Origin of the sequence: Trichlorobacter ammonificans, assembly GCF_933509905.1 — a bacterium.
Taxonomy (GTDB): Bacteria; Desulfobacterota; Desulfuromonadia; order Geobacterales; family Pseudopelobacteraceae; genus Trichlorobacter; species Trichlorobacter ammonificans.
This window is the reverse complement of sequence record NZ_OW150024.1, coordinates 1690563-1704331: the sequence shown is the minus strand read 5'-3', so window position 1 is coordinate 1704331 and position 13769 is coordinate 1690563. Positions and strand designations below refer to the sequence as shown.

Sequence of the window (13769 nt, the reverse complement as noted above, 5' to 3'; positions counted from 1 at the left end):
GGGCGCTCCTATCTTGAGAAGATGATACGATACATGGTGACTGCTTTGGTTGTGCCGTCGGGCCGATGTACCAGCACGGTGTCCTTGGTGGTGGTGTCTACAATATGCTTGCCACCGGAGGTGTGAGCGATATCCAGGTAGGTGACAATCTCGGCCACACCGTGTTCAGGCGGGAATTCTTCAAGAAGCCTGGGTAAGGTGATTTGCGATTGCCGTTCAAGGGCTTGGCCTATGTTTTGACGCAACTGCTCACGGTCTATGAACTTTTGCTGAAAGAGCAGCAGGGCGTCGGCATCGGTCCCCTCTCCAGCCTGTACACTGGAACTGTCAATGGATTGCGGCACCGGGATGGGGTAAAGGTGGTGTGCCATGAACAGATCACACTGGATACCAGTGTCTGGTATCTCCATGAATGTTTCCCTGGCGGGGAGAAGCGCCTCATCCAGGCAGATGGCAAGGACCTTCTCCTCGATCGGACGCATGAGTTCCATGATAAGCCGGTTTTCAGCCTGAACCCGTGTGTCCAGATATCTGCGCAGTTGTTCTGCAAGCTTGCTGTTGCTTTTATAGACGTGCCCACCTTCTTCCAGCAGCCGTTGCCTGGTTTTGAACACCAGCTTGGTGGGGGCCAGTTCTTTGATTTCGGGGAGGGAGTAAATGTGCTGGATGTTTTTGTCCATCTCAGCCTGCATTTCCGGGGACATCATCAGTTCCCAGAATGCCTTGAATGTCCTTCCTTGAGAAGTTTTCCAGATCTGTTCGTGATCACCGAACACTTCTGTGAGCAGAGCACCTTTGGGCAGGTGGCTGGTAGCGATGGTCTGTTTGGTTTTTTGGTTCAGGTCCCGGAAGTTTTTGTCGATTTGGCTGAAGTCGCTCAGTAGTTGGGATACCGCATCCTCGACCTGATAAAATTGTTCAATGATCCTTGTCGGGTCGTGGGGCTCAATCCCTCCCTGTTTAATCCGGTCGATACGGGCCTGGATTTCTGCCTTTTGCCGTTCCAGCTCGTTGACGACTTCCACAGGGTCTTGCAAGGTTTGGGTCACCATGCTTTTCAGCAGGCCCAGGATGGTCAATATCCGTGATTCAGTGCCGATGAACTGGCGTTGGGTCAGGCTGTGGATCCATTCATACACCTTGCCGACGGCCGGCGTCGGCTCGTAGACCTGTTCGTCTTGGTCCGAAATGTATTTCCGCAGGAAACCCGCGCCTGTCCACTGGTCCAGATATTGTTTCGGGGTTTGCTCATAGGTACCGAGGCCATACTCTGAGTTGATGGCATAGAGGTAGTCACCAAGCCTTGATGCGAGTTCATCGTGGGTAATCGGACTGCGGACACCCAACGGGAATGTCTGGTAAAGAAAACTCAGAACCAGTGCCGCACTGTCGATCGACAACAGCCTCACAGCGGGGTTGCTCTTTTTGAGGTGCTCGATATAGGCGTATGTTATTGCGCTGGCAGCATTCATGGGGTTTTCCTCGCGGTTAACAGAATACCGCAATGGTCTGTCAAAATATGTCCTTTTGACAAAATTTGGACTTTAATTGCTACTTGCCGACTTCGCGCGGTTTGTCTGGCCCGTAGTCAAAAGCCGGCCGTCCAAGTTGGGGGCCACCAGCAACGAAGCCCCAGTTAGTCATTTTGTTCCCCCAATAGCTATAATTGTCGTGGTAGCGTCAAAACTTCCTTCGAACCGAGAATTGCTAACCCTGCTGCTGCTATAGTTAATGGTTCTGGCATATTCATTCTCCTTTTCGTGTTCAACTACTTAATCAACAACACAGAGTGTTATCTAATAGTATATACTGGTGTATATTATTAGATGCTTTTTCAATTCCGTGTCTTCTACTGTGTTGTGCCGGAGAGTTGTTGTCACAGCATGCGAAACTGAAATTGAAAGAAATTTTACACAACTTTTTTCCGTATTGATTCCAGTCTGTTACGCAACCATTGAAAAAATCTTTCCACACTCTGTGGAAAACGAAAAACCCGCCTTTTGGGCGGGTTTAGTGGTTGTATTTATTCGGTTTTTCTGGAAGCCGCTGTCGCATGGGCCTTCCTGTCAATGGCGTAGTGTTGCAGCGTTGTAGCGTACTGCCGGTGTGTTGTCCAGCATTTTTCAGTAACAGGAGAGGGGAGCCGGAGCGGTCAGGCCAGCTCTTCCTTGCGGATGTTGTACTTTTTGATCTTGCGGTAGATGGTGGCCATGTTCATGTCCGCCTCACGGGCCGCCTGTTCCACGTTGCCGTGGTGTTTCTTGAGCAGCGCCCGCAGCAGGTTCGCCTCGAACTGGTCCAGGGCCGCGCTGAACGGCACATCGTCCGGTTCCGTCCCTTCCGTCTCCCCGGCTTCGGCGGCAAGGTCGATGAACTGCATCAGGATGTCGCGGCTGATCTGCTCGGCACTGTCCATGGCCATGCAGGCTTCGATGACGTTTTTCAACTGGCGGATGTTGCCGGGCCAGGCAAAGCTGCACAGGGCCTGCAGCGCCTCTTTCTCGAACCCTTTGACCTGGGTGCCGAATTTCTGGTTCTGCAGGTGGATGAAGTGGGCCGCCAGCAGGGGGATGTCCTCCACCCGTTCCCGCAGCGGCGGCAGGTGGATGTTGACCACGTTGAGACGGTAGTAGAGGTCTTCCCGGAAGCTGCCCTCCTTGACCGCCTGCTTGAGGTCGGCGTTGGTGGCGGAGAGGATGCGCACATCCACCCTGGTGGGGCTGCTTTCCCCCAGGCGGGTGAACTCCTTCTCCTGGAGAAAGCGCAAGAGCGTCTTCTGGACGTTCATCGGCAGGTTGCCCACTTCGTCCAGAAACAGGGTGCCGCCGTCGGCGGTTTCCAAAAGCCCCTGGCGATTTTCCCTGGCCCCGGTGAAGGCCCCTTTCCTGTAGCCGAACAGTTCGCTTTCCAGCAGGGATTCCGGCAGGGCGCCGCAGTTGATGGCCACGAATTTCCGCTCGTGCCGCGGCGAGTTGTAGTGGATCGCCTGGGCGATCAGCTCCTTGCCGGTGCCGGATTCGCCGGTGATCAGCACCGAGGTGTCCCGCACCGCCACCTTTTCCGCCTTGACCAGCACATGGCGCAGGGCCCCGGAGGTGATGATGTTGTCGAAGCAGAATTTTCCTTCCAGCTCCCGCCGCAGTTCCCGGTTTTCCTCCAGCAGTTCCGATTGCTGCAGCGCGTTTTTCACCCGGTAGATCAGTTCGTCCGGCTCGAACGGCTTGGTGAGCATGTCGTAGGCCCCGCTGCGCAGGGCCTGGATCGACATGTCCACCGTGGCGTAGGCGGTGATCATGATGACCGGGGTATCCTTGGCGATTTCCTTGACCTTTTTCAGTACCTCCAGCCCGCTCATGCCGGGCATTTTGATGTCGGTGATCACCAGGTCCCAGGCGCCGGGACGGAACTCGGCCATGGCCTTCTGGGGGGAGGTGACCGCCCTGGCCAGGTAGCCGTGGTCCAGCAGCACCTGTTCCATCATCCGGCAGAGGCCGGCTTCGTTGTCGATGACCAGTATCCGTTTCCTGTCGGTCATGTCAGATATCCTCATGTTCCCGGGGCAGGATCAGCCTGACGGTGGTTCCTGCACCCGGTGCGCTGTCGATGGTGATGGCGCCGTGGTGGCGCTCCACGATCTGGCGGGTGATGGCCAACCCCAGGCCGGTGCCCCGCTCCCTGGTGGTGTAGAACGGCTCAAAAATCTTTTCCAGACTCTCTTCCGGGATGCCGCAACCGGTGTCGCTGAAGGTGATCATCACCTGGTCCGGCTCCACGGCGGCGGTGGTGACGGTGAGCCGTCCCCCCTCCGGCATGGCGCCGCCGGCGTTCAGAATCAGGTTGATGGCCACCTGGCGCATCTGGTCGCCGTCCAGCATCACCATCGGCAGGTCGGGGGCGAAGTTGGTGGCAATAGTGACGTTACGCATGTCGGTGTGGTTGGCGGCAAAGTCCACGATCTGGGCCAGCAGTTCGTTCAGGTCCACCGGCTCCAGGGCGGGGCGGGGGGTGCGGGCGTAGGAGAGCAGGTCCTGGACGATCTTCTTGCAGCGTTTGCTCTCCCGCTTGATCTCGTGGATGTACTTGTAGTGGGGGTCATCCTCGCGCATCTTCCCTTCCAGGTAGCCGGCATAGCCCAGGATCACCCCCAGGGGGTTGTTGATCTCGTGGGCCACCCCGGAGGAGAGCACCCCCAGGGAGGCCATCTTCCCCTGCTGGGCCAGGGAGGCTTCCATCTCCTTGTTGCGGCGGATGATGTCGGTCATCTGGTTGAAGGCGGTGGCCATTTCCGCCAGTTCGTTCTGCCCCGCCACGGTCATTTTTTCCTCAAGGTTTCCCTGCTTGACCCGGCGGATCACCTCGATCATGTGGGTGATGGGGCTGGTGAAGATGGCCGAGGCCCGCACCACCAGGGCCGTGGCGATGGCGGCCACCACCAGGATCAGCACCAGCATGCTGTAGAAGATGCGGGCTTTTATCTTGTTGGCCTCGCGGTAAAACTCGTCCTCGTAGGAGCCTACCGCCACGATCCAGTCCCAGGGCTGGTAATACTCGTAATGGACGATCTTCATGCGGGGGGTTGTGCTCCCCACGTTGCGCCAGGGATAGCGGATCCAGCCGTCCTTGTTGCGGCACATCTCCCGGATGAAATGAAAGCCGCTGGAATCCTGGACATCGTAGATGGTGGTCCCTTCCGCCTCCCGGTGGACGGTGAGGGTACCCTTGGTGTCCATGCAGAAGATGTAGCCGGTGTCCCCCACCCGCTTGCTCTTGATTTTCGCCTTCAGGGCAAGAAAGGCCTTTTCCTCGGCAGGGTCAGCCGTCTCACCGGTCTTCAGGCCGGCCCGCTGGGGGTAATGGCGGTTGTGGGCATCCAGCAGGTCGCGGGTGAAGGCCACCATGTGCTGCAGATCGTCCTTGCTGGTCTGGGTGATCCCCCGGTAGGCCTGGAGGTTGGCGATGTAGCCGATGACCAGGGCCACCACGACGATCGGCACGATCACCAGCGGCAGCACCAGGGCCAGCAGCTGCCAGCGCAGTTTCACTTCATTGAGAACCTTGATCACCGTTCCCCTCCCTGGTGTCCGTACCGTCCTGTTTGCAGAAATGCAAAATCCCGGTGAACTGTTGGTTGCATTTTTGCGAATCAGCAGGGCGCTGGTGCCGTAGACCCGGAATACATGCCGGTTTTGTATACGGAACAACCACGCCGGCTCCGCTGGTTCGCACGCCGTGGCCCCCTGATTCGACACCGGAGCATGGCACATTTTTGCAAAAATGCAAAGAACGCTGCTGCCGTTGGGGCGGCGGTTTGTGGCTCTTGTGTGTAAGTATTTGAAATATTTGCGCTTGGCTTGGGTTGTGTCGTTTTGGCGCGATCAATGCTTAGGAGACGGCACCAAGGAGAGCACCGATGGCACCTTCAGATATCTGTCCGTTCTTCGGCAAAAACGACGACTACTGCGACGTGGGGTGCGGCTACATCTCACCCCACGACGTGAACATGATCATCCGCTACTGCAACGGCCGCCACCGGGAGTGCGCCAAGTACCGTGAGCTGGTGGACCGCTTCCACGGCATTCCGGAACTGCAGCCCGCCGCCTGCTGATCCGGCGGTTGCGGGAGCGATATCGCACCGACAGGAAAGAACGGCCCGCCCACGGGCCACCCTGAAACGAAACTACAGCAAAGGAGAACGAGAGATGAGTGAACGGGAACTGGAATTGTTGCAGCGGATCGAGGATCTGGAGCGCCATACCTGGCGTAACAGCGCCATTCTGCGCACCGTGGCCATCGTTGCCTTCACGGCGCTGATCGCCATCGTGGTGGCGTCGGGGATCGTGGGGGGAGGACGGAGCAGCGGCCAGTGGTCCGGCCCGGCCTGGAACACGATGTGGCTGTACGGACTGTTTGCCGCCAATGCCGTGGCCATGTTCTGGACCACGCACAAGGAATAGGGGGATATCGCCATGCCGATGAAAATTTCCAACGCAATTCTGCTCCTGGTGGTCTGCGTGATCTGCGCCACCTTCAATATGCAGTTCTTCAAGGGCCTCGACGACATGATGGGCGAGCAGTACTGGGTCGTGGACACCACCAGGGGTGACAACGGCTGGTACGCCATGGGGCTCCTGCCGCATCTGAAGAACATGAACAAGGACGTGGTCAAGGCGCTCAACACCGACGACGATCCCGACAACAACCTGGCCATCTACTCCCAGAACGGCGACTTTGCCGGCAACACCTTCTACGGCATCTCCCTGGGCTTCGCCCTGATCATGTACCTGATCTGGTTCGCCTTCATCATCGGGTTTCCCGACCGGGTGGACCCCTATCTCCTGCCGCGGCGGATTTTCACCATCGCCGTGATCGTCTGCTGCTCGGTGATCGTTAACCTGTTCCTGATGCGGATCACCGCCGATTTCGCCCATGACCCCATGTCCCGCATCGCCAACATCTCCGGCCACCACGCCTCGATTCTCTTCCATGCCGCCGGTATCTGGTTCGCCCTGCTCTTTTCCGCCCTGGGGACCCACACCCATTCCTTCGGCGAGGTGCTGGCTCCGGACAGCCGCAAGTGGCAGACCCAGGCCAATGAGAAGTTCAACTGGCTCTTCACCCTGCTGGGGCTGATCACCGGCCTGGAACTGCTGCTCTTCAAAAACCGCTTGGCCCTGCCGGACACGGCCGTTGATTACGCCCTCTGGATCATCTGGGTGGTGATTTTCATGCGCATGTACGGCTTCTCCCCCAAATACTGGATCAAGCGCCCCACCGGCATCGCCATCATGGTGCTGGGTACTCTCTTCACCCTGCCGGTCTTCTACATGCTGGAGCGGTTGACCGGCGACCTGGGAGCCGGTTTCGCCTCGCCGCTTCTGGCCCAGATGTTCGGCCCCGAAAACCGCAACGTGGGGCTGTCGATGATGATCTCGATCTACCTGGTGTTCTGGATGGAGTTTGCCGCCGCAATCCGCATGAACGGCCCTCTCCGCAAGACCGTTTCCCAATCGCACTGAATCCGGAAAGGAGTTGACCCATGTCGGAAACCATCAAGAACAAAGGCTGGAGCGTCGTAACCGCCGGTCTGGCCATCAACCTGGCCCTGGGCGTGCTCTATGCCTGGAGTATTTTCAAGGGGGCCATCAAGAGCTCCATCGAGCAGGGCGGGCCGGGGGCCTTTCAGTGGGACATCGCCACCATCAACGACCCCTACGCGGTCTGCTGTCTGGCCTTTGCTTTTTCCATGATCCTGGCCGGCAAGTGCCAGGACAAGATCGGTCCGGCCCGCACCGCCCTGATCGGCGGCCTGCTGGTGGGGGCCGGCTTCCTGCTGATGGCCTTTTCCAGCTCCTACGCCGCCTGGGTGGTGGGCTTCGGTCTCTTGGCCGGCTCCGGCTTCGGCTTCGGTTACTCCGCAGCCACGCCGCCGGCGCTTAAGTGGTTCTCCCCCTCCAAGACCGGCCTGATCGCCGGTATCGTGGTGGCCGGCTTCGGTATTGCGCCGGTTTACATCGCGCCGCTGGCTTCCTGGCTGATCGGTGCCTACGGGATTCCGAAATCAATGCTGTTTCTGGGGATCGGCTTCCTGGCGCTGGTCTGCGGCCTTTCCTTCATGCTGGTCAACCCGCCCCAGGGGTACGTACCGGCAGAGCCCGCCGATCCCGGTCCCCTGGCCAAGCTGAACGCCGGCAAGCCCAAGGTGGACGCCACGGTGAGCGAGATGCTGCGCAACTACAAGTTCTACGTGCTCTGGGCCACCTTCTTCATCGGTTCCGGCGCCGGTTTGATGGTGATCGGCAGCGTGGCCGGCCTAGCCAAGAAGAGCATGGGCTCCCTGGCGTTTCTGGCAGTGGCCATCATGGCCGTGGGCAACGCCGGCGGCCGGGTGGTGGCCGGGGTGCTCTCCGACAAAATCGGCCGGCGTGCCACCCTGTTCATCATGCTGGCCCTGCAGGCGGTGATGATGTTCGCGGCCCTGGCGGTGGTCAATTCCGGCAGCGCGGTGCTGCTGGTGCTGTTGGCCACGTTCATCGGCTTCAACTACGGCTCCAACCTCTGCCTGTTTCCCTCCTTTGCCAAGGACTACTGGGGGAGCAAGAACTACGGCCTCAACTACGGCGTGCTGTTCACCGCCTGGGGGGTGGGGGGATTCGTCATGGGCAAGGTGTCCGAGATGCTCTCCGCTCAGCCGGGGGGCTTAGGCAAATCGTTCATGCTCTCCGGCGTGCTGCTGGCCGCCGGCGCGGCCCTGACCATTTTCCTGGCGGAGCTGAAGCCGGAGACCGCCGAAGCCAAGGCACCGTCCCAGTGGGAAGAGTTCTGGTCGGAATTCAAGCTGGGGATGCGGGTGTTTGCCGGCTTTGAGCAGGAGACGGTCCGCGTGCCGCGGGAGATGAGTTCGTTCTGATCCGACGGAGCACACCGTTGTAGCTGCACCGGGAGAGGACAGGAATGGGGGGGCTGGTGGTACCGTGGTGGTGGCCGCCGCCCCCTCATCCGGTTTCCGGGCGGACAAAATTCAGGCAGGCAGGTTGCGGAGCAGGCCCATGAACAGAGCCGACTATACCTACACCGTGGTCAGGAAGCGCAAGCGGGAGTTCACCACCAGGATTCTGGTGCCCACCCTGGTGACCATCCTGTTGTTTCTCCTTACCATTTTCCTGATCATCATCCCCCGTTTCCGCGCCTCGATCATGGACGAGAAGCGGGTGATGATCAAGGAGCTGACCAACACGGCGGTCAGCGTGCTGGAAGAGTTCGAAGCCCGTGAGCGCCAGGGGCTGATGAGCCGGGCCGAGGCCCAGAAGCAGGCGGTGGAGCAGATCCGCCACCTGCGCTACGGCGGGGAGCACAAGGACTACTTCTGGATATCGGACCTGCATCCCAACATGGTGATGCACCCCTACCGCAGCGACCTGCAGGGCACAAGCCTGGAACAGTTCAGCGATTCCCACGGCAAGAAGCTGTTCCTGGAGTTCGTGCGGGTGGTGAAGGCCCAGGGCGAGGGGTATGTGGAGTACTTCTGGCAGTGGAAGGACGACTCCCGGCAGATCGTGCCCAAGCTCTCCTACGTCAAGGGGTTCGAGCCCTGGGGCTGGATCGTGGGAACCGGTATCTACGTGGAGGATGTGAAGAAGAACATCAGCTCCCTCACCCATAACCTGATCCTGATTTCGCTGGCAATTTCGCTGGTTATGGTGCTCCTGCTGTCCCTGATCATGCAGCAGAGCATCCGGATCGAGGAGGCGCGGGTGGCGGCGGAGAACGACCTGCTGGAGTCCATGGAAAAGTACCGGACCCTGGTGCAGGCCGCCACTGAAGGGCTGCTGATGGTGCTGGACAACCGGATTACCTTTGCCAACGACCGGGTCCGGCAGATGACCGGTTACGGTCCGGAGGAGCTGGTGGGGCAGGAACTGGCCATGCTGCTGGACGATGCCGACAGCGGCGAGGCGGCGCGGCTTTTCCGCCGGGGCGTGCCGGCGGAGGGGCAGTTCGAGCTGTTGCTGAAGAGCAGGGAAGGGGAGCGCCGGGAGATGCTGGTGACCGTCTCCCCCATTGCCCTGTCCGAGCGCAGCGGCACCATCCTGATCCTCAAGGATGTGACCGTCAGGGAGCGGCACAGCCTGGACGCGGCGGAGTACCGGCAGATGATCGGCGGCTTCGGCCTTGCCCCGCTCCGGCTGGTGCTGGACGCCAAGGGGCGTATTGTGGAGGCCGGCGAGCCGGTTGCGCGGCTTTTGGGGTACGCGTCGCCGGAGGAGCTGGCCGGCGTCCCCGTTGTCACGCTGTTTGCCGGGCAGGAGCGGGGGAAACGGTTCCGCAGCACCCTGATGAACAGCGGACGGCTGCAGGAGAGCGCCTTGCCGCTGCTGCGCAGGGACGGCAGCGAGGTGACCCTGGCCGTGGCCCTGACAGCGGTGGCGGGGGAGGGCGGGCAGATGGTCTGCGAGGGGATCATCGAGGATGTCACGGACACACTGCGCCGTCAGCGTGAAACCGATGCCCTGATCGCGGAGACCACGATAGCGGGTCTGTTCATGGAGCAGCCGGCCGCCCACTGGATGCAGAAGCTGGCCGGTATCCCCCTGCATGAGTCCGTGGCCCGGGCCGAAAAGATGATGGCGGCCAGAAAGACCGACGTGCTGGCGGTGGAGGGGGAGAACCGGGAGCTCGTGGGGATCGTTACCTTTGCCGATATCCGGCAGCGGGCCGTCTTCGCCGGCCTTCCGCCGGACACGCCGGTGTTCCGGGTGATGAGCGCACCGGTGCTGACGGTGGAGCGCTCCGCCCCGGTCAGCGAGGTGGTGCTGCTGGCCTCGGAGCGCGGCATCGACCACCTGGTGGTGCGGGACGATCATCACGCCGTGGCCGGGGTGGTGCATGTCGGCGACATCCCCCGCGCCTTCTGCCGCAGCCAGCGGGCCATCGAGCAGCGGATCGCCGCGGCCGGCTCCGTTGACGAGCTGCGCCACCTGTTCAGGCAGGTCGTTGCCATCGCCCGTCCCCTGATCGAGCAGCAGGTCCAGGCCCCCACCATCGGCCGCCTGATCGCCGCCATCTCCGCCCGGATCACCGGCCGGATCTTCGAGCTGAGCATCGACGACCTGGGGACGCCGCCGGTGGCGTTTGCCTTCGTGACCCTGGGAAGCGAGGGGCGCCGGGAACAGACCCTGGAAACGGATCAGGACAACGCCATCATCTACGAGGATGTGCCGGAAGAGCAGGCGGCAGCGGTGCGGGAGTACTTCGCCCGCCTGAGCGCTGCCGTCTGCGACGGCCTGCACGAGGCCGGCTTCAGCTACTGCCGGGGCAACGTCATGGCCAAAAATCCCCGCTGGTGCGTGCCGTTGTCCGCCTGGAAGAGCTACGTCAGCGCCTGGGTGGATACCCCCGACCCGCAGAACATCCTGGATGTCTCCATCTTCTTCGACTTCAGGCCGGTGTACGGCAGCTTCGAGCTGGCGGAGGAGCTGCGTCGCCAAGTGAACCGGGTGGTGCGGGACAAGCAGCTCTTCTTCTACAACTTTGCCGAGAATGTGCTGGGATTCAAGTCGGCGGTGAAGATCACCGGCAGCATTGCCACCGAGAAACGGGAGAACCGGGAGCTGTTCGACCTGAAATACGCCATCACGCCAATGGTGATGTTCGCCCGCATCTTTGCCCTGTACAAGCAGATCGACGCCACCGGCACCGTGGAGCGGCTGACGCTGCTCAACCGGGAAGGGGTGCTTTCCGACCGGGAGTTGCGGGAGGTGCTCTTCGGCTACGGCTACCTGATGCAGCTGCGCTACCGGCACCAGATCGCCATGGCCGACCGGGGGCTGCCGCCGGACAACCTGATCGACATCCGGGAGCTGACCGACCTGGACATCAGTCTGATCAAGAAGATCTTCGCCACGGTCACCCGGCTGCAGTCGCTGTTGAACCAGCAGTTCAAGAAAACCCCGGTCTGACGGCCGCGCCGGTTGCCTCAAACGTGAAAGGCCCGCCAATTGGCGGGCCTTTGCTGAATCGTTTTCCCCTTTCACGGGGATCGGGCGTTTACGACGCCCCGCGAATACTGCCTATGTGGTCTGAAGAGCCGGGCGGAGTGTCCTCGGTCATACGTGCATCTCCTGTCTGGTTCCTGATAACCTGCTGTAGTCCCTGTTTTCAACCTTTCGTTCGCGTTTGTGATTCAGGTAGCGCTACCTTGGTTTTACTGTACCCGGTTACGCTCCGAAGAAACAGTCTGTTTTTGCAAGCCGCTCCTGTGGTATAGTGCCACAGTTGTGTTCACCCCCGCCGGAGCGGCGTAAACAGGTATTCCAGGCCGTTCACCTTGATCTCGTAGACCGTCCGCAAAAGCTCCCCCAGTTTTCCCGCAGGAAATCCCCTGTTCGCAAACCAGACCACGTACGGTTCCGGCAGGTCGATCAGCAGTTGCCCCCGGTATTTGCCGAAAGGCATCCGCGCCGTTGCCAGTTCCAGCAGCCCGGCGGCGCTGTCCGGTGCGTGCGGCGTCTGTGGCGTATCGGGTGCCGGGCTCATCGTCTGCCCCCTTTCCCCATCTCCAAAGTTAACAGCGGCAACAATCATGACATGTGCGGCAAAAGCTGGCAGCACTCTATCACTTCCGGAGCGGAGCGGGCCAGATCAATTCCGGTTCGTGACATTTTCACGACCGGCCAGCGTCCATGCTGGTTTTGTAGGGCTTTGTAATTATTGCGATTTTGTTTTGGCGTCCCTGGCATGGTTTATGATTCTCTCCGGTCAACGCTGCGGATGTTGCCGGACAAACCATTTCCAGAGGCGTGGCCCATGACCTTTTACGAGTCGCTTCATCGGTACCGCATTGAACTGCTCCTGACCCTGGTGCTGGTTTCCCTGCTCTATGGTCGCAGCGTGGCCGGCATGGTGGGTGACTGGTACCGGGACGACAATTACGCCCACGGTTTCCTGGTGCCCCTCATTGCCGGCTACTTCATCTACGAGCGCTGGGACGACCTGAAAGCCAGCCGGGTGGTCCCCTCGCTGGCGGGACTGGCCATCATCCTCGTTGCCCTGCTGCAACTGACCATCGGCACGGTGGGGCTTGAGTACTTCACCATCCGTTCCTCCCTGGTGGTGCTGGTTGCCGGCATCGTCCTCTTCATCTGGGGAAGCGGCGTGTTCAGAACCCTGCGCCTGCCCATCGGCTACCTGCTCTTCATGGTGCCGCTTCCCTACATCATCCATGATCAGATCGCCTTTCCGCTCAAGCAGTTCGTCTCCCGGGTGTCGGTGGCGGTAATGCACCTGCTGGGGGTCACGGTGGTGCGCGACGGCAACATCATCATGTTTCCCGGCATCACCCTGGAGGTGGCCGATGCCTGCAGCGGCATCCGTTCACTGGTCTCCATCCTGGCCCTGAGCATCGCCTACGCCTTCTTCCTGCAGATATCGCCGCTGAAGCGCTGGATCGTCATTCTCTCCTCCATCGTCATCGCCATCGCCGCCAATGCCCTGCGGGTGATCATCACCGGCATCCTGGCCAGCTACCACGGCGCCAGGGTGGCGGAAGGATTTTTTCATGAGTTTGCCGGCCTGGCGGTCTTTGCCCTGGCCATGGCGATGCTGGTGGCCCTGGGACTGCTGTTGCGGGGGAAAGCGTCATGATCGCCCGCAGCCGCTTCATCGGCCTCTGGCTGCTGTTGGCCGTCACCGGCATCTTCCTCGGGTTCCGCAGCATGCCGTCGGTGCCGGTCGCCCGTCCCCTGGCCGAATTCCCGGTGAGCCTGGGGGAGTGGCGGATGGTCTCGCAGGATACCTTCGGCGGCGATGTGCTGGCCATCCTGCGTCCCAGCGACTATCTCTCCCGGCGCTACGAGTCGGCCGACGGTCGCCGGATCAGACTCTACGTCGGCTACCACGACGGCGGCAGCGAAAGCGGCGAAATCCACTCTCCCCGCCACTGCCTGCCCGGTACCGGCTGGCAGCAGCTTTCAGCGGACCGGTTGGCCCTGGCGCAGCCCCGGGGCACCATCAACCTGGCCCGGGCGGTCTACCAGCGGGGAGAAACGAGAGAGCTGTTTTTTTACTGGTTCCAGGTGCGCGGAGAAACCCTGGCCGACGAATACCGTTTGAAACTGGCCGGCATCAGCGGTGCCCTTGCCCATGGGCGCAAGGATGCCAGCTTCATCCGCATTTCCGTGCCGTTCACGGGGGACGAGCAGCAGGCCGCCGCCGACGGCATCAGCTTCATCCGTGCAGTCTATCCGCAGCTCTGCCGGTTTCTGCCGTCATGA

General features: G+C 60.7%; 11 protein-coding genes. 7 read left to right on the top strand and 4 right to left on the bottom strand.

Going from position 1 to position 13769, the window contains the following annotated elements:
- Positions 1-8: 8 nt before the first annotated feature.
- The 3 genes from RAK07_RS07690 to RAK07_RS07680 all read right to left on the bottom strand — a co-directional run bounded on the left by RAK07_RS07690 (position 9) and on the right by RAK07_RS07680 (position 5063).
- Entirely contained in the window at positions 9-1472 is a 1464-nt protein-coding gene (locus tag RAK07_RS07690) for a DUF3375 domain-containing protein (RefSeq protein WP_305732251.1), read from the bottom strand.
- A gap of 680 nt (positions 1473-2152) precedes the next feature.
- Positions 2153-3535 (bottom strand): sigma-54-dependent transcriptional regulator, encoded by a 1383-nt coding sequence (locus tag RAK07_RS07685; RefSeq protein WP_305732250.1) that lies wholly within the window; start codon positions 3533-3535, stop codon positions 2153-2155.
- 1 nt (position 3536) lies between these two features.
- Positions 3537-5063 carry an ATP-binding protein gene (locus RAK07_RS07680; RefSeq protein WP_305732249.1) on the bottom strand — a complete coding sequence of 509 codons (1527 nt, stop codon included), beginning with the start codon at positions 5061-5063 and terminating at the stop codon, positions 3537-3539.
- Between the two features lie 347 nt (positions 5064-5410).
- On the opposite strand from RAK07_RS07680, the gene RAK07_RS07675 reads away from it, so the two are divergent.
- The 5 genes from RAK07_RS07675 to RAK07_RS07655 all read left to right on the top strand — a co-directional run bounded on the left by RAK07_RS07675 (position 5411) and on the right by RAK07_RS07655 (position 11456).
- Positions 5411-5605 (top strand): hypothetical protein, encoded by a 195-nt coding sequence (locus RAK07_RS07675; protein WP_305732248.1) that lies wholly within the window; start codon positions 5411-5413, stop codon positions 5603-5605.
- Positions 5606-5699: 94 nt separating this feature from the next.
- Positions 5700-5954 (top strand): hypothetical protein, encoded by a 255-nt coding sequence (locus RAK07_RS07670; protein WP_305732247.1) that lies wholly within the window; start codon positions 5700-5702, stop codon positions 5952-5954.
- Positions 5955-5966: 12 nt separating this feature from the next.
- Entirely contained in the window at positions 5967-7016 is a 1050-nt protein-coding gene (locus tag RAK07_RS07665) for a hypothetical protein (protein WP_305732246.1), read from the top strand.
- 20 nt (positions 7017-7036) lie between these two features.
- Complete coding sequence (locus RAK07_RS07660) at positions 7037-8407, top strand: L-lactate MFS transporter (protein ID WP_305732245.1); 1371 nt, start codon at positions 7037-7039, stop codon at positions 8405-8407.
- A gap of 139 nt (positions 8408-8546) precedes the next feature.
- Complete coding sequence (locus tag RAK07_RS07655; RefSeq protein WP_305732244.1) at positions 8547-11456, top strand: DUF294 nucleotidyltransferase-like domain-containing protein; 2910 nt, start codon at positions 8547-8549, stop codon at positions 11454-11456.
- Positions 11457-11778: 322 nt separating this feature from the next.
- Here RAK07_RS07655 and RAK07_RS07650 read toward each other — a convergent pair whose 3' ends face one another.
- A complete protein-coding gene (locus RAK07_RS07650) occupies positions 11779-12033 on the bottom strand; it encodes a DUF3820 family protein (RefSeq protein ID WP_305732243.1) in 255 nt (84 codons plus the stop codon).
- Between the two features lie 270 nt (positions 12034-12303).
- On the opposite strand from RAK07_RS07650, the gene xrtA reads away from it, so the two are divergent.
- Positions 12304-13140, top strand: a complete 837-nt coding sequence (gene xrtA, locus RAK07_RS07645) for an exosortase A (RefSeq protein ID WP_305732242.1) — start codon at positions 12304-12306, stop codon at positions 13138-13140.
- A complete protein-coding gene (locus tag RAK07_RS07640; RefSeq protein ID WP_305732241.1) occupies positions 13137-13769 on the top strand; it encodes an exosortase C-terminal domain/associated protein EpsI in 633 nt (210 codons plus the stop codon). The genes xrtA and RAK07_RS07640 overlap by 4 nt, the downstream gene beginning before the upstream one ends.

Excerpts from the sequence above, each read along its gene's own strand:
- RAK07_RS07690 (WP_305732251.1), bottom strand. The coding sequence starts at position 1,472 with ATGAATGCTGCCAGCGCAATAACATACGCCTATATCGAGCACCTCAAA.
- RAK07_RS07685 (WP_305732250.1), bottom strand. The coding sequence starts at position 3,535 with ATGACCGACAGGAAACGGATACTGGTCATCGACAACGAAGCCGGCCTC.
- RAK07_RS07675 (WP_305732248.1), top strand. The coding sequence starts at position 5,411 with ATGGCACCTTCAGATATCTGTCCGTTCTTCGGCAAAAACGACGACTAC.
- RAK07_RS07670 (WP_305732247.1), top strand. The coding sequence starts at position 5,700 with ATGAGTGAACGGGAACTGGAATTGTTGCAGCGGATCGAGGATCTGGAG.
- RAK07_RS07665 (WP_305732246.1), top strand. The coding sequence starts at position 5,967 with ATGCCGATGAAAATTTCCAACGCAATTCTGCTCCTGGTGGTCTGCGTG.
- RAK07_RS07660 (WP_305732245.1), top strand. The coding sequence starts at position 7,037 with ATGTCGGAAACCATCAAGAACAAAGGCTGGAGCGTCGTAACCGCCGGT.
- RAK07_RS07655 (WP_305732244.1), top strand. The coding sequence starts at position 8,547 with ATGAACAGAGCCGACTATACCTACACCGTGGTCAGGAAGCGCAAGCGG.
- RAK07_RS07650 (WP_305732243.1), bottom strand. The coding sequence starts at position 12,033 with ATGAGCCCGGCACCCGATACGCCACAGACGCCGCACGCACCGGACAGC.
- xrtA (WP_305732242.1), top strand. The coding sequence starts at position 12,304 with ATGACCTTTTACGAGTCGCTTCATCGGTACCGCATTGAACTGCTCCTG.
- RAK07_RS07640 (WP_305732241.1), top strand. The coding sequence starts at position 13,137 with ATGATCGCCCGCAGCCGCTTCATCGGCCTCTGGCTGCTGTTGGCCGTC.